Annotated in this window: 16 protein-coding genes; 10 read left to right on the plus strand and 6 right to left on the minus strand. The window is 71.9% G+C overall.

The features are described from left to right. Positions 1–659 (plus strand): hypothetical protein (locus tag H6693_09755; protein MCB9516465.1); only part of this gene is annotated, 659 nt, incomplete at its 5' end. Beyond that, positions 643–2442, plus strand: a complete 1800-nt coding sequence (locus tag H6693_09760; protein ID MCB9516466.1) for a hypothetical protein — start codon at positions 643–645, stop codon at positions 2440–2442. The genes H6693_09755 and H6693_09760, both read left to right, overlap by 17 nt. Here H6693_09760 and H6693_09765 read toward each other — a convergent pair. Together H6693_09765 and H6693_09770 are read right to left on the minus strand one after the other, a co-directional pair. Then, a complete protein-coding gene (locus H6693_09765; protein MCB9516467.1) occupies positions 2439–3158 on the minus strand; it encodes a hypothetical protein in 720 nt (239 codons plus the stop codon). The genes H6693_09760 and H6693_09765 overlap by 4 nt on opposite strands. 83 nt (positions 3159–3241) lie before the next feature. Beyond that, a complete protein-coding gene (locus tag H6693_09770) occupies positions 3242–6436 on the minus strand; it encodes a PD40 domain-containing protein (protein MCB9516468.1) in 3195 nt (1064 codons plus the stop codon). Positions 6437–6512: 76 nt separating this feature from the next. Between H6693_09770 and H6693_09775 the strand changes: the two genes are divergently transcribed. The 3 genes from H6693_09775 to H6693_09785 all read left to right on the plus strand — a co-directional run bounded on the left by H6693_09775 (position 6513) and on the right by H6693_09785 (position 9283). Next, positions 6513–8207, plus strand: coding sequence for a SpoIIE family protein phosphatase (locus tag H6693_09775; protein MCB9516469.1), 1695 nt, complete (start codon positions 6513–6515; stop codon positions 8205–8207). A 79-nt stretch (positions 8208–8286) separates the two neighbouring features. Beyond that, positions 8287–8760 carry a hypothetical protein gene (locus tag H6693_09780; GenBank protein MCB9516470.1) on the plus strand — a complete coding sequence of 158 codons (474 nt, stop codon included), beginning with the start codon at positions 8287–8289 and terminating at the stop codon, positions 8758–8760. Positions 8761–8812: 52 nt separating this feature from the next. Beyond that, positions 8813–9283 carry a hypothetical protein gene (locus H6693_09785; protein MCB9516471.1) on the plus strand — a complete coding sequence of 157 codons (471 nt, stop codon included), beginning with the start codon at positions 8813–8815 and terminating at the stop codon, positions 9281–9283. Positions 9284–9369: 86 nt separating this feature from the next. Here the strand turns inward: H6693_09785 and H6693_09790 are convergent, their stop codons facing one another. Then, positions 9370–9978, minus strand: a complete 609-nt coding sequence (locus H6693_09790) for a TetR/AcrR family transcriptional regulator (protein ID MCB9516472.1) — start codon at positions 9976–9978, stop codon at positions 9370–9372. A 200-nt stretch (positions 9979–10178) separates the two neighbouring features. On the opposite strand from H6693_09790, the gene aroF reads away from it, so the two are divergent. From aroF to trpCF, 5 genes are read left to right on the plus strand one after another with little or no spacing between them, the layout of a single operon-like run. Beyond that, positions 10179–11195, plus strand: coding sequence for a 3-deoxy-7-phosphoheptulonate synthase (gene aroF / locus H6693_09795; protein ID MCB9516473.1), 1017 nt, complete (start codon positions 10179–10181; stop codon positions 11193–11195). Further along, the gene (locus H6693_09800; GenBank protein ID MCB9516474.1) at positions 11192–12847 is read left to right on the plus strand and encodes an anthranilate synthase component 1; all 1656 of its coding nucleotides are present in this window, start codon (positions 11192–11194) and stop codon (positions 12845–12847) included. Before aroF ends, H6693_09800 begins: the two co-directional genes overlap by 4 nt. Continuing rightward, entirely contained in the window at positions 12844–13443 is a 600-nt protein-coding gene (locus H6693_09805; protein ID MCB9516475.1) for an aminodeoxychorismate/anthranilate synthase component II, read from the plus strand. The genes H6693_09800 and H6693_09805 overlap by 4 nt, the downstream gene beginning before the upstream one ends. After that, positions 13440–14459 carry an anthranilate phosphoribosyltransferase gene (trpD, locus tag H6693_09810; protein ID MCB9516476.1) on the plus strand — a complete coding sequence of 340 codons (1020 nt, stop codon included), beginning with the start codon at positions 13440–13442 and terminating at the stop codon, positions 14457–14459. Before H6693_09805 ends, trpD begins: the two co-directional genes overlap by 4 nt. Further along, entirely contained in the window at positions 14456–15856 is a 1401-nt protein-coding gene (trpCF, locus tag H6693_09815) for a bifunctional indole-3-glycerol-phosphate synthase TrpC/phosphoribosylanthranilate isomerase TrpF (GenBank protein MCB9516477.1), read from the plus strand. Before trpD ends, trpCF begins: the two co-directional genes overlap by 4 nt. Here the strand turns inward: trpCF and ybgF are convergent. The 3 genes from ybgF to H6693_09830 form a co-directional block, all read right to left on the minus strand. Beyond that, complete coding sequence (gene ybgF / locus H6693_09820) at positions 15853–16872, minus strand: tol-pal system protein YbgF (protein MCB9516478.1); 1020 nt, start codon at positions 16870–16872, stop codon at positions 15853–15855. The genes trpCF and ybgF overlap by 4 nt on opposite strands. 20 nt (positions 16873–16892) lie before the next feature. Next, on the minus strand, positions 16893–17432 hold the full coding sequence (gene pal, locus H6693_09825; GenBank protein MCB9516479.1) for a peptidoglycan-associated lipoprotein Pal: 540 nt from the start codon (positions 17430–17432) through the stop codon (positions 16893–16895). Positions 17433–17499: 67 nt separating this feature from the next. Further along, on the minus strand, positions 17500–18858 hold the full coding sequence (locus tag H6693_09830; protein ID MCB9516480.1) for a PD40 domain-containing protein: 1359 nt from the start codon (positions 18856–18858) through the stop codon (positions 17500–17502). Between the last annotated feature and the right edge of the window lie 13 nt (positions 18859–18871).

Raw genomic sequence — 18871 nt, forward strand, 5'->3', positions numbered from 1 at the left:
GCGAGTGGCGGCGCGAGGGCGACGAGCGGCGGCTCGGCGCGGAGTTCGGCGCCTACGGCGAGGCGCGTCCGGGGCTGGGGCTCTCCGCGCAGCTGCGCGGCCTGCGCAGCTCGGGTGTCGTGGCGGCGATGGGCGCACCCCAGGCACGGCTCACGCTGCGGCTGGGTGCTGCGCTGCGGCCGGCGCACGGGCGCTGGCTGGTGCTGCAGCGCTTCGAGGGCGAGCGCGAGCGCATGGTGGGGACAGGCGTGAGCCGCACGCTGCGCTGGCAGGGCAACGCGAACCTGCGCCTCGGCCTCGACGATCAGCTGTCCCTCTTTCACGGCGTCAAGGTGAGCGATCGCCTGTGGCAGGGCGGGCGCGTGCGCGGCGCGGTGGAGAGCCTGGCGCTGGAGTGGCGCCGCACGCTGGAGCGCTGCTGGGACGTCGGCGCGCGCGGCGGCCTGAAGGTGGCCGAGCGCGGCGCGCGGGTGGAGAGCCTGCTGGGCGTGTCCGCGGGACGTCGCCTGGGGCGCGGCCTCTGGCTGCAGGGCGGCTTCAACGTGCGGGGCTACGGCGATCGCGACTTCCCCGACGCGGGCGTCACGGCGGCGGGTCCCTTCCTGCGCTTCAGCTGGGGCTTCGACGAGGAGGATCTGCGCCATGCGCTCCTTCGCTAGTCGCGCCCTGGCCGCGCTGCTTCTGCTGGCGCCGGTGACCGCCGCGCGCGCCGACACGCCCGTCGCCCTGCGCGAGAGCTTCGCGGGCCCGCTGGACGTGGCCGGCACGGCCGGCACGCTGCGCCGTTTCTCCAACCTGCTCGACGCCTGCGCCGTGGACGACCACGGCAGCGCGCCGCTCACCGGCATTCCCGCGGGCGCGACGGTGGTTTCCGCCACGCTCTACTGGGCCGGCTCCTGGTCCACCGCGCCGGGCAGCGGACAGCGCGTGCCGGACTGGGACGTCAGCCTCGACGGCCTGCCGCTCAGCGCCGAGCGCCGCTACACGGCGCGCTACAGCACGGGCGGCGTGGACTTCGACTTTTTCCAGGGCGTCGCGGATGTCACGAGCCACGTGGCCGCGCGCGGCAACGGGCTCTACCAGTTCGCCGGACTCAGCGTGAACGACGGCCCGCCCCACTGCGCGAGCCAGGCCGTGCTGGCGGGGTGGAGCCTGATGGTCGTCTACAGCGCGCCGGGCGAACCGCTGCGCGTGGTGAACCGTTACGACGGCCTGCAGGCCCTGCGCGGCGAGCAGGTGACGCTGCAGCCGAACAACTTCCGCATCCCGCAGAACGGGCGCGACGGCCGCTTCGCCGTGCTGAGCTGGGAGGGCGACGAGGAGAACTCGCAGAACATGGGCGGCGTGCGCGAGACGCTGAGCTTCAACCGCCGGCCGCTGCGCGACCGCATCAACCCCGTGAACAACCCCTACAACTCCACGGCGAACTGGATCAACGATCCCACGACCTGGGGGCTGGACTTTGACGTCTTCGACGTGGGGTCCAGACTCGGCGGTGGCGACGAATCGGCGGAAGCGGTCTACTCCACCGGCGGCGATCTGGTGCTGCTGGGGGCCGAGCTGCTCTGCGTGGCCAACACGGCCGTGGCCGACCTCACGCCCACGCTCGCCGCCGCGGGCAGCTTCCCCCTGGGCGGCGAAGGCACGCTCGCACTCGGCGTGGACAACCTCGGCCCCAGCGCGGCCGACGACGCCACGCTCAGCCTGCTGCTGCCCGCGGGCCTGACGGCTGTGGCCAGCGACGCGCCGGGCTGGACCTACGACGCCTCGGGCGCGCCGCTCCTGCGCTGGACCCTGGCGCAGCCCATCGCCGTGGGCGCGGCCGCGCCGCCGATCGCGCTGACGGTGGCCGTCGCGCCGAACGCCCCGGCCTCGCTGCTGCTCACGGCCACCGTGGCCAGCAGCACCTTCGACAACATCGCGGGGAACAACGTGGTCACGCTGAGCGTCGCCACGGGCGGCGCGCTGCCCGATCTGGTGATGCTCAAGCAGGTGCAGGTGGTGGCCGACCCGGTGAACGGCGGCGCGAATCCCAAGGGCATTCCCGGCGCGCGCGTGGACTACAGCCTGCGCGTGAGCAACCTGGGGCCGGGCGAGACCGACGCGGGCAGCCTCGCCATCGTGGACGCCCTGCCCGCCGGACTCTCGCTCTTCGTGGGGGATCTGGTGGGGGGCGCGCCGCTGCAGTTCACGGACGGCGTGACGCCCAGCGGGCTCAGCGTCGTCTTCACCGCGCTGAACGACCCCACCGACGACCTGGACTTCTCCGCCGACGGCGGCGCGAGCTACGGCTACGTGCCCGTCCCCGACGCCGACGGCTTCGACCCCGCGGTCACGCACCTGCGCGTCCGCCCGCGAGGACGCTTCGCGGGCATGGGGGGCGCGCCACCGCCCCCCGGCCCGCCGAGCTGCACGCTGCGCTTCCGTGCGCGGGTTCGCTAGTAGAGACTCTTCACGCGGCTCCAGGACGTGTCCTCGGTGACCACCGTCTCCTGCACGAGGAAGTTCGCGCCGCCCGCGTAGAGTCCCCAGAACATGCCGAAGACGAAGGGGGCGTCGCAGGTGCTGCCATCGCCGGCGTTGGGGTTGAAGCAGCCGTCGAGAATCGTGATGTCCGGGTGCGTGGTCACGGTGGACGGGACGTCCCCGGGCGCCGTGCCCATGAGATAGAACGAGTCGATGTTGCCCGCCTCGCCCGTGCCCGGCGCGAACCAAGCTGCGATCACGTAGGTCTGGCCGGGCTCGAGGACCACGGGCTCGTCCAGTGGCATGTAGCGATAGCCCTCGTCCTGGATCGGCGCGGCCGTGCCCGCGGGGATGATCACCTCGCCCAGCTTGCTCATGTCCGAGCGCTTGAAGAGCGCCGTGGCATGCTGCGTGTTGAAACCGTAGGCCGAGTTGGGTGGGTTGGTGGGATCCCAGTTGGGCTCGTTGTCGGGGTTCATGTCGAAGACGCCGAGGTGCGTCACCAGGAGCGGGCTCGACCCCGACACGATGAACACGCTGCCCAGGGTCTGGTTGACGTAGAAGCCGGTGAAGTACTGGTTCACGCCCTGCGCGTTGAGCAGGTCGAAGCCGAGATAGGGCGTGTCCGCCGCGGCCGGGATGGTCGCGAAGAGCGCGCACGCCAGCAAGGCGATGGCTTTCACGAGTCGCATGTTGTCCTCCCTGTGTCGCGCCCGCCGCGCGGGCGCAGCGTTGGCTCAAGTCTAGCACCCGCGCGGGGGGCGAGACAGGGAGATCAGTCGCGCGTCCAGCCGTCGGCGATCATGCGCAGGCACTCGGCCACGCCGGCCTCGATCTGGGCGTCACGCCCGGCGAGGGCCTCCTCGGGAACGTCCGGCACCAGCAAATCCGGCTGAACCGGGTGGTTTTCCAGGTTAATGCCCACGCCGCCGTCGGGCGTGCGGCGCCACCAGCCGGTGCCGGGGATGCGGAACACCGTGCCGTCGATGAGCTGCACGTTGCGCGTGCCGATCACCGCCCCGAAGGTGGGCATGCCCACGATGCGCCCAAGCCCCAGCGCCTTGAAGCCCCAGGGGAAGATCTCGCCGTCGCTGTAGCTGCGCTCGTTGGTGAGCAGGACGATGGGCTTGTCCCAGCGCTCGATGGCGTCGAACTGCCCCTCGGCCTTCCCGCGGCCCTTGCTGTAGACGTAGGGCTTGCGGCTCAGATAGGTCAGCACCTGGTCGTGGATGCTCCCGCCGTTGTTGTAGCGCACGTCGAGGATGAGGCCGTCCTTGCCCCGCGCGCGGCTGAAGAGGTCTTCCACGAAGCGGTCGAAGTCGCCGCCGCCCATGGCGCTCATGTGCAGGTAGCCGAGGCGGCCGCCCGACAGCGAGTCCACCAGGGCGCGGTTCGCGTCCATCCACTCGCGATAGGCGAGCCACCAGACGCTTCCGCGCGGCTCCACCGTGACCGTGCGGGGGGTACCCTTAGGCTTGGGGAGCGGACTGCCCACGAGCAGATCCACCTCCTTGCCCGCCTTGTGCTCGAGCAGGGGGTAGGGATTTGCGCCCGCGGCGATCTTGACGCCGTCGATGGCCCAGATGACGTCCCCAACCTTCAGATCCAACTCCTCCCGATCCAGCGGCCCGCGCGCGAGGATGTGAGCGATGCGCAGGCCCGGGCCGGTGTAAGCGTCGTCGGGGGTGAAACCGAGGAGGCCGGTGGCGTCGGTGCCGTCGCTGTCGCTCGGGCCGGCCCAGGTGCCCAGGTGGCTGCCGTTGAGTTCGCCGATCATCTCGCGCAGGACATCCTTGAAGTCGTTGAACATGATGGCCGCCTCGGCGCGCGGCGCGTACTTGACCCGCACGTTGTTCCAATTCGCGCCGTGGAAGTCGGCGTCGTAGAAGCCGTCGTCGAGCAGCCGCCAGGCCTCGTTGAACTTCTGGAGGCGGCGCGCGGCGGCGTCCACCGTGAGCGGCACGGAGAAGCCGTAGCTCTTGGCGCTGGCGTCGTCCTTGTTGGCGATCTCCTTGATCTGCCCGCCGGCGAGGTAGCGGACCGACTCGCTGTCCTCGCTCCAGTGCAGCACGTCCGGGTCCGCGCCGCCGCGGGTGAGGCGGCGCAGGTGCTCGCCGTCCCAGTCGACGGCCCAGAGGTCGGGCGCGTCCTCGTAGACCGCGCTGCGCAGGGCGTAGTGCTTGCCGTCGGGGCTCTGGTCGTAGTCCCAGTAGAAGCCGCGCAGGGTGGTCACCGTGCGCACGCGGTCGGGGATGTCGTCCCAGTCGATCGATACGGTGACGGTCTCGGGCTCGTCCCCGTCGTCCTTGTCGCCCTTACTATCTTCCGCGGCCTCCTCCTCGCGCTCGCGCTCGCTGTCGGTCTTCTCGGCGTCGAGGGTCGTGAGCCAGAGGTACTTGATGGAGTAGAAGCCGTCGTCGGTGCGGCTGGCCCAGGCGAGGCGCTTGCCGTCGCCGCTCCAGAGCGGGTGGAAGTCGTCGTTGGGGTGGTTGCTCACGTTCACGGGCGCGCGCGTGCCGGCGGCATCCACGATGTAGATGTCCTCCGCGCTCCCGTGATTCGTCACGCTGTAGGCGATCCAGGCGCCGTCGGGGCTCCAGTCGGTGTGCAGCAGCTCCGGCTCGTCGATCAGCTGATGCTGCCCGCTGCCGTCCGGTCCCATCGCCCAGAGGAAGCCCGTGCCCTTGCGATAGAGGACGGTCTTGCCGTCCCGGCTCGGCTGCGGGCGCTCCTCGGTGGCGGGGTCGTCGGTGAGGCGGACGGTCTCGCGGTAGCGGCTGCGGCCGAGGCGCGGCTCGTCGGGGTCGCTGCTGCGCATCAGGTAGATGTCGTCGCCGCCCTCGCGGTCGCTGGTGAAGAGCAGCGTGTTCTCGTCGAGCCAGGCGACGTCCTTCTCGCGGGCGTCGGTCTCGGTGAGGCGGATCGGATCCTTCAGCTCGCCGTCGCGCACGACACCCGCGTAGAGCTCGCCCTCGGCCACGAAGGCAAGCTGCTTCTCGCCGGGCGCGAAGGCGTAGTCGGTGACGTCGCCCTTCAGCGTGCGCCGCGTGAGCGCATTGCTCTTGAGGTCCCCGGTGCAGTCGAGCGCCACGCGCCGCGGCTCGCCGCCCGCCGTGGAGGCGATCCACAGCCGCCCGTCCGACTCGAAGGTGGCCCAGCGGCCGTCGCGGCTGAGGGAGAGGTAGGTCATGTCGTCCGCGAGGTGGGTGAGCTGGACCGGCGCGCCGTCGGGGAAGGCGCTGTCGCCCTCAAAGCGGAGGTCTTGCCGCCAGAGGTTCTTCACGCCGTCCTCGCGCTCGCTCTGGAAGTAGAGCGCGCGGCCGTCCCCGCTCCACTGGGGGTGATCGTCGTCGCCGGGCCAGGCCACGATGTGGACGCTCGGCCCGCCCGCCGTGCGGCGCAGCCAGACGTCGCGGCTGGCCGGGCCGCGGTAGCCGCGGCGCCACCAGTTGGTGTAGCCGCGCAGGTAGGCGATCCACTGGCCGTCGGGGCTGATCGCCGCGTCCCAGGCGCGGTCGCGGATCACGCGCACCGGGCGGCCGCCCGCGCGCGGCACGGCGTAGAGCAGGGGCTCGCGGCTCTCGCGAGTGCTCGAGAAGTAGAGCGTGGCGCCGTCGGGGCTCCAGTCGGAGAGGGCGTCGTCGTCGCTGTGGACGGTGATCCGCTCGGGCACGCCGCCCGCCGCGGGGACGACGAAGACGTCGTCGTTGCCAAAGCGGTCGCTGGTGAAGGCGATCTCGGCCCCGTCGGGGCTCCAGCGGGGATGCGCGTCGTAGGCCTCGTGCACCGTGAGCCGCCGCGCCGCGCCGCCCGCCGCCGGCGCCACCCAGATGTCCCCGCGCCAGGAGAAGGCGAGCTGGCTGCCGTCCGGGCTGAGGGCCGGGTGCCGCGCGCCGAAGGGCTCCACGGCGAAGGCGGGGGCGGCGACTGACAGCGCGAGAGCAACGACGAAGGCGAGCCGACGGATCATGGGGAGCCTCCTGGCGGGGGACAGGGCGAAGGTGGCACTCTAGCATGCCTACGCCCGCTTCGGCTATGATGCCGCCATGCCCGTCGCCCCGACCTTGCTCCTCATCCAGTTCCCGGGACGCCCCGAGGAAGAGGCCGTGCTCGAGCCCGGCCGCCGCTACAGCCTCGGCCGCGCCCTCGGCAACGACCTGCCGCTGGCCGACCCCTCCGTGTCGCGCCACCACCTGGAGCTGCGCTGGGACGGCGGCCGCTGGCACGCCAAGGACCTGGGCAGCCGCAACGGCAGCTTCCTGAACGGCCGCCGCCTGGAGGGCGAGCGCGCCCTGCACGGCGGCGACCACCTGCGCCTGGGGGACGTGGAGCTGCAGCTCCGCGCACCCGGCGCGCCGCCCGCCACGCCGCCCGGGCTGCAACTCAGCGGCGACGAGGACCTGGGCGGCCATACCATCCACTCCCTCGACGCGCGCGACTTCCTTAGCAGCGGCACGCCGTCCAGCCCGGGTCCCGCCGCGCGCCCCGGGCTCTTCGCCCGGCTCGACAAGGCCGCCCACGGCCTGCTCACCGCCTGCGAGCCCGCCGAACTCGAGGCGCGGATCGTCCAGCTCGTGGGCGAAGCCGTGAGCCCCGACCGCGCCTGCCTGCTGCTGCCCCGGGGCGACGCCGGCGAAACCGTGCCGTCGCTCGAGGCGCTCACCCTCACCGCGCAGTACCGCGCGCCGGGCGTGCCCGAGCGGCCGCCGCGGATCAGCCGGAGCATCCTGGGCAAGGTGCTGGGCGAGGGCCAGGCGCTCGTGGTGGGCGACGCCCAGCGCGACCTGCGCTTCGCCGGCCAGGAGAGCGTGGTGCTGGAGAAGATCCACTCGGCGCTCTGCGCGCCGCTCTGGGACGACGAGCGCATCACCGGCCTGCTCTACGCCGACCGCCTCTCGCCGCTGGAGCCGCTGGGCCAGGAGGAGCTTGAGCTGCTCACGCTGCTGGCCCACCTGGCGGCGGTGCGCCTGCGCGAGAGTGCGGCGCAGGCGGCGCTGGAGGAGCAGCGCCGTCTGGAGGAGGAGCTCGAGCGCGCGGCGCAGATCCAGCAGCAGCTGCTGCCCGACGCGCCCCTGATCCTGGGCCGTCTCCAGGTGCTGGGGCACAACCGGCCCAGCCTGGCCGTGGGCGGCGACTACTACGACACCTTCGCCTGCGCCGACGGCCGCGCGCTCATCGCCCTGGGCGACGTCGCCGGCAAGGGCATGAGCGCCGCCCTGCTCATGGCGCAGGTGCAGGCCATGGTGCGCGCCCTCAGCGACGCCACGCTGCCCCTCCCCGACATGGTCGCGCGCCTGAACGCCGCCATGCACCGGAGCACGCGGGGACGGCGTTTCGTCACCCTGTTCATCGCGCGGCTGGACCCCGAGACCGGCGCGCTCGAGTACGTCAACGCCGGCCACAACCACCCGCTGCTCCTGCGCGCGGGCGGTCAGCAGATCGAGGAGCTCGACAAGGGCGGCCTCATGCTGGGGGCCTTCCCCACGCTGACCTTCGAGGGCGGGCGCGTGGAGCTGGCGGCGGGGGACACGCTGCTCGTCTACAGCGACGGTCTCAGCGAAGCCGGCGCCACCCACGGCGACGTGATGTTCGGCGACGAGCGCGTGGCCGAATTGCTCAAGGAGTCCGCGCCGCTCGAGCCGCGTGCACTGCTGGACCGCATGGTCGAGACCGTGCTGGACTTCTGCGCGCCGGAGCCCCCGGACGACGACCTCACCGTCCTGGTGCTACGGCTGGACTGAGGCCACCTACTTCCGAATTGAGATCCCCCGGTCCGATGGTGCATACTCCTTGCAGGCCCACGTCGCGGGAAGCGGCTCCATGACCCACCGACACTGGATTGGCAGAATCGCCCTCGGCGCGCTCGCGCTGTGGCTGGGCCTCTGGCCCGCCGGCGATGCGATCTCCAGCGCGTCGGTCACGATGCTGGACATCTCCCAGCCCGCCACCCCACCGACCTCCTGCAACGCCGGCGCGCCCGCCGCGGCGCCGAGCTGCGCCGCCGCGTCCGGCTGCCAGCGCTTCTGCGGCGACGCGCCCGTCCCGAAGGGCTGCGACAAAGCCCGGACGCCTTGTGGAACCAGCGGCAAGTCGGACTGCGCGGGCACGAGCGCCGCGCGCTGCGGCCAGTGCCAGTGCATCGGCGGCCTGGTGTTCTTCGCCGCCAGTCCGCCGCGCTTCGATCCCGATCTCACGGTGGTTGGGACGGCCCGCACCGCCACGATCCTCGCGTCCTCGCGCAGTCCACGGCCCCTGCTTCGTCCGCCGTCTCTGGATCGGCTCCCCGCTGCATGAACGCGTGCACCGCACGCGACACCCACAACACTGAACAGGGAGATCGATCCGCATGAAACGGACTCGAATCATCGCCATCGCGACGGCCCTCGCCGTCCTGGCGCTCAGCACGCTCATCGCGATGGCCGACGACAAGCCGGTCACGCCGAAACCCACCACCGGTTGCAGCCCCGGCTGCGCCGCCACCTGCACCGGCGCCAAGACGGCGACCGCCAGCAGCGAAGACGCCGCGCTCAAGGCCCACATGGAGGCCTGCGCGAAGGCCTGCGCTGAGCACTGCAAGACCGGCGACGTCAAGGCTCACATGGAGGCCTGCGCGAAGGCCTGTGCCGAGCAGTGCAAGACCGGGGACGTCAAGGCGCACATGGAAGCCTGCGCCAAGGCCTGCGCCGCGCAGTGCGCGACGGGCCACGACCAGGCGCACGCCAAGGCCTGCGCCATGGCCTGCGCGAAGGCCTGCCGGGCAGACGGCAAGCTGAGCCCGCGGGACAGGGCGGCCGGCCGGACGCCGAAGCGTCGCTAGCCGACGGCCTCGCCTTCGGCACGACGCCCGCGGGAGATCCCGCGGGCGTTTTCGTCACAGGGAATCGGCGCCGCGGTGGCGGCGGGTCAGGTCGCCAGCAGACCCGCGGCGAAGACGGGGACGTTGTTCGTCACCACGTCCTCGGTGCTGAAGCTCGTGTTCTCCAGGTGATTCCAGAGCTCCACGTTGACGGCGCAGTCCATCACCATGCCCACGAAGCAGCGGGCGGTGATGAAGGGGTCCACCTTGCGCAGCTCGCCGCTCTCGATGCGGTCGCGCAGCTCCTCCCGCAGCCAGGAGATGTAGGGCAGGCGGAACTCGCGGTAGAGCAACTCGGCGGCCTTGAACTTCTCGAGGCTGCTGTAGAGGAGCATGCGCAGGAGCTCGGGGTCGTCGCTGGCCGTGGCGAGGACGTGCCGCGCCACGGTGAAGAGCACGTCCTCGATGGTCCCCTCGCCGCGCTTCGCCGCCAGGGCGGCGCTGATCTTGTGGCGGCGCGCCTTGCCCTTGATCACCTCGGTGTAAAGGGACTCCTTGCTCGGGAAGTGCTTGTAGATGGCGGCTTCCGTGATCCCGCAGCGGCGCGCGATCTGGCGGATGGTGGTGCCGTCGTAGCCGCTCTCGGCGAAGAGGGAGCCGGCGCTGGCGAGGAGACAGTCGCGGCGGCTGATGCCCTCGGTGAGGGGCTGGGCCATGGGTCACCTGCCTGGGCGGTGGGTGGGGGGCAGCGTTTACTCGCTTGGCGGGAGTGTAATCCATCCCCCCGGCCGCTGCAAACCCGGGCCGGGGCCCAGGGCATTGACGGGGAGGATCCCGCCGCCTAAAGTGTTGTCCCCGGCGCGTCTATCGGTTCCAATTTCGGACGTCGCCGCCTTCTCTGCACCCAGGGGACGCCATGATCATCATTCTCAAGAAGTCCGCCACCAAGGAAGACGCGGACCGGCTCATGGGCATCATCTCCGAGCAGGGCCTCGAGCCCCTCTACATGCCCGGCAGCGAGCGGACGGTGCTGGGCGCCCTGGGCGACGAGCGCGTCCTGGCCACGCTGGCCCTGGACGCCTACCCCTTCGTGGATCGCGTCCTGCCCATTCTCAGTCCCTACAAGCGGGCGAGCCGGGAGCTGCAGACCCACGACACGGTGGTGAAGGTGGGGCCGGTGTCCTTCGGGCCGGGGCATTTGACCGTGATCGCCGGGCCCTGCGCCGTCGAGAACGAGGCGCAGATCATGGAGTCCGCGCGGGTGGTGAAGGCCGCCGGCGGGCACATGCTGCGCGGCGGCGCCTACAAGCCGCGCACCAGTCCCTACAGCTTCCAGGGTCTCGAGGAGGAGGGCCTGCGCCTGCTCTCCGCCGCCAGCAAGGCCTCGGGCCTGCCGGTGGTGACCGAGATCACGGACGTCCACGACATCGACAAGGTCATCGAGCACGCCGACATGTTCCAGGTGGGCGCGCGCAACATGCAGAACTTCCGCCTGCTGCGGGAGCTGGGCAAGAGCAAGCACCCGGTGCTGCTCAAGCGCGGCATGAGCGCCACCTACAACGACCTTCTGATGAGCGCGGAGTACATCCTCAACGAGGGCAACAACAAGGTGGTGCTCTGCGAGCGGGGCATCCGCACCTTCGAGACGGGCACGCGCAACACGCTCGACCTCAACGCCGTGCCCTATCTGAAGGAGCGGACGCATCTGCCGGTGATCGTCGACCCCAGCCACGGCACGGGCGTGCGCGACATGGTGCTGCCCATGGCCAAGGCCGCCACGGCGGCGGGGGCGGACGGGCTCATCGTCGAGATGCACCCGGCGCCCGACCACGCGCTCAGCGACGGCCAGCAGTCCCTCTTCCCCGAGCAGTTCGCGCGCCTCATGGAGCAGGTGGCGCGGGTGGCGGCCCTGGAGGGGCGGTCCCTGACATGAGCGCCGGCTTCCGGGCCGGCCGCGCCGAACCGCTGGTGAAGGTCCTGCCCGGGGCCGTGGATCCCCTGCGCCTGTTCGCCGCCCTGAGCGACGGCGGCGCCGCCCCCCACGCCTGCCTGCTGGAAAGCGCGGACGTCCACCGCGAGCACGCCGTGCGCAGCCTCGGCTGCGTCGCGCCCGCCCTGCGGCTCAGCGGCCGCGGCCGCGACTGGGCGCTGGAGGCCCTGGCGCCGCGGGGCGAGCGGCTGCTGACTGCACTGCGACCCGGTGTCGAGGACGGGCCAACCGACTTCGGCCTCGAGACGGTCTACGACGGCGAGCACGGCCTCGCCCTGCTGGCCGGCACGCTGCCGCCGCGCGCGGCCGGTCTCGAGGAGCGCGAGCGCCTGCGCGCGCCGGGGCCCATGGATCTGCTGCGCCTCCTGCAGGGCGCCTTTCCCCTGGACGCGCCCACCGCCGCGGGCTTTCCCCCCGGCGGCCTGCTGGGCGCCTTCGCCTACGACTTCGTCGACAGCTTCGAGGATCTCGACCCCGGCGACGATGACAGCGAGCAGGACGACCCGCGCCCCGTGCCGGACTACGTCTTCGTGCTGGCCGATCAGCTCTTCGCCGTGGACCACCTGCACGACCGCACGCGTCTCGTCGCCACGGTGTTCTGCCCCGAGGGCACCGATCTGCGCGCCAGCGAGGACTACCACCTCGCCCAGGAGTTCCTCCGCCGCTGCGAGGAGGCCGCCGCGAGCGCGCCCGCGCTGCCGCCGCTGCCGCCCGCGCCGGCGCTCGACCCCGCGGCCATCGAGACCGACCTCGACGACGCCGCCTACGCCGCCGTGGTCGCGCGCTGCCAGGAGCACATCCTGGCGGGGGACGTCTTCCAGATCGTGCCGAGCCGCAGCTTCACCGCGCCGGCGCCCGAGCCGCCGCTGACGACCTACCGCCGCCTGCGCGCGCTCAACCCCAGCCCCTACATGTTCTACCTGCGCCTGGGCGACATGACCCTGCTCGGCGCGAGCCCCGAGACCGCGCTGAAGGTGAGCCGGGCGGGGGCCGAGGGGGCGAGCGTGTCGATCCGGCCCATCGCCGGCACCCGCCCCCGGGGGCGGCGGGGTGGGGACGTCGACCCGGATCTCGACTCGCGGCACGAATCGGAACTGAAGCTGGACGGCAAGGAGCTGGCCGAGCACGTGATGCTCGTGGACCTCGCGCGCAACGACGTCGCCCGCGTCAGCGAGCCCGGCACGCGCCTGGCCGAGGAGCTCTTCGTGGTGGAGAAGTACAGCCACGTGCAGCACCTGGTGAGCCGCGTCACCGGTCGGCTGGCCGCGGGACTCGATCCGCTGCACGCCTACCTCGCCACCATGAACATGGGCACGCTCACCGGCGCGCCCAAGGTGGAGGCCATGCGCCTGCTGCGCCGTTACGAGCGCACGCGCCGCGGCTTCTACGGCGGTGCCGTGGGCTACTACTGGCTGGACGGGGAGTTCGACACGGCGATCGTCATCCGCTCGCTGCTCGTGGCGGACGGCCAGGCCACAGCGCGCGCCGGCGCGGGCGTGGTCTACGATTCCATCCCCGCCCGCGAGGTGGACGAGACCTGGCACAAGGCCCGCGCGCCGCTGGCCGCGCTGGGACTTGCCGAGGGGGTCGAATGAAGACGCCCACGGTCCTCATGATCGACAACTTCGACTCCTTCACCTACAACCTGGTGGACGAGTTCGAGAAGCGCGACGTGCGCGTGCTCGTCTACCGCAACGACATCGCGCTGGACGAGCTCGAGGACGTCGTCGCGGAGGCGCGCCCGCAGCTCCTGGTGATCTCGCCGGGGCCGAGCACGCCGGCGCGGGCCGGCGTCTGCATCCCCGCGCTGCGCGCGCTGGCCGGGCGGCTGCCGATCTTCGGCGTCTGCCTGGGGCACCAGGCAATCATCGAGGCCTACGGCGGCCGCGTGGACCGCGCGCCGCTGCCGGTGCACGGCAAGGCTAGCCGCATCACCCACGACGGCACCGGCCTCTTCGCCGGCCTCGAGAGCCCCATGGCCGTGGGGCGCTACCACAGCCTCGTGGGCGTCCGCATGCCCGACGAGCTCGCGGTCACCGCGCGCTGCGAGGATCTCGTCATGGCCCTCGCCCATCGCACGCTCCCCATCGTGGGCGTGCAGTTCCATCCCGAGAGCATCCTCACCCCGTCCGGCGGCCTGCTGATCGAGAACGCGCTGGCCTGGGCGCTGAGCCACGAAAGCGACGCATGAGCCACGAACTCATCCTCAAGAAGCTCTACGAGGCCAAGGACCTGACCTTCGACGAGACCCGCCTCCTCATCGGCGAGATCATGAAGGGCGAGATGGACCCGGCCCAGATCGCGGGCATCCTGATCGCGCTCAAGATCAAGGGCGAGACGCCCGCCGAGATCGGCGGCGCCGCTCGAGCCCTGCAAGAGGCTGCCGTGTCCGTGCCAACGGCACGGACACATGTAATTGACACCTGCGGCACCGGCGGCGACGGCCAGCACAGCATCAACATCTCCACGGCGGCGGCCATCGTGCTCGCGGCGGCGGGCCAGCCCGTGGCCAAGCACGGCAACCGCGCGGTCTCCAGCCGCAGCGGCAGCGCCGACGTGCTGGAGGCCCTGGGCGTCGCCATCGAACTGGGGCCCGAGGGCAACGGCAAGCTGCTCGACGAGCTCGGCATCTGCTTCCTCTACGCGCCGCGCTACCACCTGGCGACGAAGCACGTGATGCCCGTCCGCCGCGCGCTGGGCACGCGCACGCTCTTCAACCTGATCGGCCCGCTCAGCAATCCCGTGCGGCCCTACGCCCAGGTGCTGGGCGTGAACAGCGAGGCCATGCTCGAACCCATGGCCCAGGCGCTGCTGGGCATGGGCGCCGAGCGCGCCTTTGTGGTGCACGGCGCGGGCATGGACGAGCTCGCCCTGCACGGCAGCACCCTCATCATCGCCGTGGAGGGCGGCGGCCTGCGCCACCTCGAGGTGAATCCCGAGGCGATCGGCCTCGACCCCGCGCCGCCCACGGACCTCACCGGCGGCACGGCCGAGGACAACGCCGCCCTGCTGCGGGACGTCCTCGGCGGCAAGGACCGCGGTCCCCGCGCGCGCGCCATCGCCCTCAACGCCGCGGCGGGACTGGTGCTCACCGGCGCCGAGGACGACTGGGCCGCCGCCGCGCGCCGCTGCCTGGAGCTCATGGCCAGCGGCGAACCCCTGCGCCTGCTGGAGCGCTGGGCCGCGGCGAGCCGGGATCTGCGATGAGCGTCTCCGTGCTGCAGACGATCCTCGCCGCCAAGCGCGAAGAGGTCGCCGCGGCGAAGCGGGAGCGTCCGCTGGCGAGCTTCGCGGGCGAGCTCGCACCTTCGGACCGCGACTTCCGCGCGGCGCTGGCCGCGCCGGGACGTCGCCATGTGTTCGAGGTGAAGAAGGCGAGTCCGAGCCGCGGGGCGATCCGTCCCGACCTGGATCTCGGCGAGCTGCTGCGCATCTACGAGCGCCACGCCGACTGCATCAGCGTGCTCACCGACGCGCGCTGGTTCGGCGGCAGCGGCGAAGACCTGCGCCGCGCCCGCGCGCTCACCACGCGGCCGCTGCTGCGCAAGGACTTCGTCGTCGATCCCTACCAGATCGCCGAGGCGCGCTGGCTGGGGGCCGACGCGGTGCTGCTCATCGTGGCCGCGCTCGCCCAGAGCCAGCTCGAGGAGCTGCAGGCCGCCGCGCGCTCTCTCGAGATGGCCGCCCTGGTGGAGGTGCACGACGAGGCCGAGCTCGACCGCGCGCTGGCCGCCGGCGCCGATCTGGTGGGCATCAACAACCGCGATCTCAACACGCTGAGCACCGACCTCGCCGTGACCGAGCGCCTGGCGCCGCGGATTCCCGCGGGCGTCGTGCGCATCAGCGAGTCGGGCGTGGAGCACCACGCGGACCTGCGCCGCCTCGCGCCCCTCGTGGACGGCTTCCTCGTCGGCAGCAGCATCCTGGCCGCGCGGGACATGGCGGCGCAGGTGAAGCAGCTCGTCTACGGGCGGGTGAAGATCTGCGGCATCACCCGGCGCGCCGACGCGCAGGCCGCCCTCGACGCCGGCGCGAGCTGGCTGGGCTTCATCTTCCACGCGGCGAGCCCGCGCGTGGTGGATCCCGAGGCGCTGGAGGACATCGTCCGCGGCCTGCCGGGCACCAAGGTCGGCGTCTTCGTCGACCACCCGCTGGACGCGATCGTCGCCCTCGCCCGCCGCGGCTGCCTGCACGGCCTGCAACTGCACGGCGGCTACGGCGAGCCGGACATCCTCTGGCTCAAGGGGCGCCTGCCCGAGGTGTTCGTCGTGCGCGCGCTGCCCGTGGGGGACGGTCCCGTCGTCCTGCCGGAGAGCGCGGCCGACTACCTGCTGCTGGACAGCAAGGCGCCCGGCCTGCACGGCGGCACCGGGCGGCGCTTCGACTACCGCCTGCTGGAGCCCTTGCTCGCGGATCCGGCCGCGCGCTTTCACGAGCGCGTGATCCTGGCCGGCGGCCTGAACCCGGACAACGTGGCCGAGGCCGCGGCGCTGGAGCCCTTCGCGCTGGACCTATCGAGCGGGGTGGAGTCGTCGCCGGGGGAGAAGGACCGCGAGAAGCTGCGCGCGCTGTTCGACGCGCTGCGCGAGGGGGCGCTGCGCTAGGGACGGTTCCCCATGGCCGTGAGGCGGTGCTGCGCGTTGGCGGCTTCGCTGCTGTCGGGGTAGTGCAGCGTCACGCGCTTGAAGGCGGCGATCGCCGCCTCGGTGTTGCCCAGCTCGAGCTGACAGTAGCCCGCCTTGAGCTGCGCGGCCGGGAGGGCGTCGCCGTTGGGGTAGTGGGCGAGGACGTCCTCGAAGCGCGCCAGGGCGTCGTCGAACTTGCCTTCCGCGTAGAGCGACTCGCCCAGCCAGTAGCCGGCGTTGTCCGCGAGCTGGCTGTTGGGGAAGCGGCGCATGAGCTCGAGGAAACCCTGCTCGGCGAGTCCGTAGTTGCCGCGCGCGAAGTCGGCGCGCGCCGCGTCGTAGACCACCATCTCGGGCGAGCCGTCGTCGTCCGCGAAGACCGCGCTGTCACCGGCCGCGGCGGCGCCGGCCGTGGTGTCGGGGGATGCGCCGGCCGGGACGATGCTGTCGCGGGTGGTGCTCACGACGCCGGCGGGCGGCAGGCTGTCGACCGCGGCGGGGACGGAGTCCACCGCGGTCGCCGCCGGCTTCGGCGTGCTGTCGGCGGTCGTCTGCGCCGGCGGGGGCGTGGTCTCCGTGGGCGGCGCGGCGCTCAGCGGGGGCGCGGTCTCCGTGGAGGGCGCCTCGAAGGGACGCGTCTGCCGCGTGAGCTGGTCGAGGCTCGCGCTCACGCGCCGCAGCAGGTCTTCCTGCTCCTGGTTGCGCGCGTTGAGCGTGGCCACCGCGCGCTCGAGGTCGCGCAGGCGGGTGAGCAGCTCGGCGCGGTTCTCGTCGTCGACGAGGCCTTCGCTCTCGAGCAGCCGGCGGATCTGGGCGACCTCGTCGGCCAGCGCGTTCTGCTGCGTGCGGAGGATGCGGGTTTCCTGGACGGTCTCGTCGAGCTTGCGCTCGGTGCGGTCCATCCAGGGGATGCAGCCGCTGGCGGCCAGCGCGGCGGCCAGGAGCAGCGACGCCGCGCCGGCGCGCGCAATGCGCGCACCGGCACGGGATCGCAAGGCGACGAGCGGGGTCACGCTCACTTGCCCGACGGACGGGCCACGAACTGCGCGCGGCGGTTCTGCGCCCACGCCGCCTCGTTGTGACCCATGGCGAAGGGGCGCTCCTTGCCGTAGGAGACGACCTCCATGCGGCTCGCGGCGACGCCCAGGTCCACCAGGTAGCTCTTGGCGGCCTGCGCGCGCTTCTCGCCCAGGGCCAGGTTGTACTGCACGGTGCCGCGCTCGTCGCAGTGGCCCTCGATGATGATCCGCAGGTCGGGATGGTCCTTCATCAGGCGGCCGTTGGCGTTCAGCGCCTCGCGCGCGGTGGGCTTGAGCTCGTACTTGTCGAAGTCGAAGTAGACGGCCTTCAGCTCCGCGCCGATCTGAGTCATGTCGGTGGGGATGGCCTCCTCCTGCTTCACCGGGATCTCCGCGGGCGGCGTCACCTTCACCGGCTCTTCCATGACGGGCTGCTCGGGCGCGGTCTTGATCTCGGCCTCCTGCTGCTTCTTCCCGCAGCCGCCCAGGTTCATCATCAGCAGCAGGGTCATGGCCGCCATGGCGGCGATCGTCATAGCGCGCGACAGTCGTCCAGTCATCGGTAGCTCCTTGGCTCGATGGTTTCTAGCTCGCCGGAAGCGATCAGTTGTCCCCGGCCGATGCGGCCTGAGCGGATGCCGGCGGTCCGCTCCAGCAGGGACCCGTGTCGATGCCCTTGCCGCGCGTCAGTGCGCGGGCCTCTCCTGAGTCCACGTCAATGATCCATAGAGTGGTATACCCCGTCCTGTTGCTGCTGACCACAAGATGTCGTCCATCGGGCGCCCAGGACGGATCCTCGTTGTCCCGGTCAGCGGGGAACGTGATGCGCTGCAACTCGCTCCCGTCCGGCGCCACGGTGAAGATGGTGAACAGCCCCGACGCCCGGCTCACGTAGGCGATGCGGTCCGCGCGGGGCGACCAGGCCGCGCTGTCATTATAGTTACCTTCGAACGTGACGCGACGGCGATTTGCGCCCACCGCGTCCATGACGTAGATCTGCGGGCTTCCCGTGCGGTCGCTGGTGTAGGCGATCTGCTGGCCGCTGGGGTCCCAGGCCGGGCTGCACTCGATGCTGGGTTCGAAGGTCGCCCGGGCGAGCACCCGGCCGTCGGGCCGGATCCGGTAGATCTCGGAATTCCCGTCGCGAGAAAGGGTTACGGCCAGCTCGTTGCCCGTGGGCGACCAGGCCGCGCCCACGTTGAGTCCCTGGAAGTCGCCCACGCGGGTGCTCTGGCCGGTGGCCGTCTCCAGGAGCAGGAGCCGCTGGCGGCCCTTCTCGTAGGACGTGTAGGAGATGGACTTGCCGTCGGGCGACCAGCGCGGCGTCAGGTTCAGGCTGCCGTTGCGGGTGACCTGGCGCAGGTTCTCGCCATCGTAATCCACCACGTAGAGCTCGCGGTGGTCGCCGCTGCCCCGGCTGAAGAGGACGCGCGTCTGCGCGATGCCCTGCTCGCCCGTGAGCTGGTTCACCACCTGGTCCGAGAAGTGGTGCACGGACGGCGCGATGCCGGCCAGGTCCACCGAGTAGCGCAGGCCGAGGCGCATGTCGCCGCTGGGCTCGAGCAGGCGGACCGTCCAGGTGAGGTTGTCGGCCGCGGCGCCCTCCAGGTGCAGCGTGAGGCCGTACTCGGGGGCCGCGAGCTCGCTGTCGCCCTCGCCGCTGCGGCCCGCGGGCGCGGGGGACGTGACCCCCGGCGGCAGCGGCTCCACCAGCTCGATCAGTCCGCTGTAGTAGAGATCGCGCGCCAGGCGCGAGGCGAGGGCCACCAGGCCGTCCGTGGCGCCCGGCGCCGTGGCCGCGTTCTCCAGCGGCAGGAAGCGCACCCGCACGCGGGGCACGGAGCTGCGCTCCACGCCCAGGTGGATGATCTCGCCGTTGTCATCCTGAGCACGGGCGCACACGCCGGTCGACACGAGCAGCGTGAAGGCGACCAGCAGTCGATGGGCAAGCCGAACGCGCATGTCCTCCCCGGTC

The sequence above is a fragment of the Candidatus Latescibacterota bacterium genome (assembly GCA_020633725.1).
Classification (GTDB): Bacteria; Krumholzibacteriota; Krumholzibacteriia; order JACNKJ01; family JACNKJ01; genus VGXI01.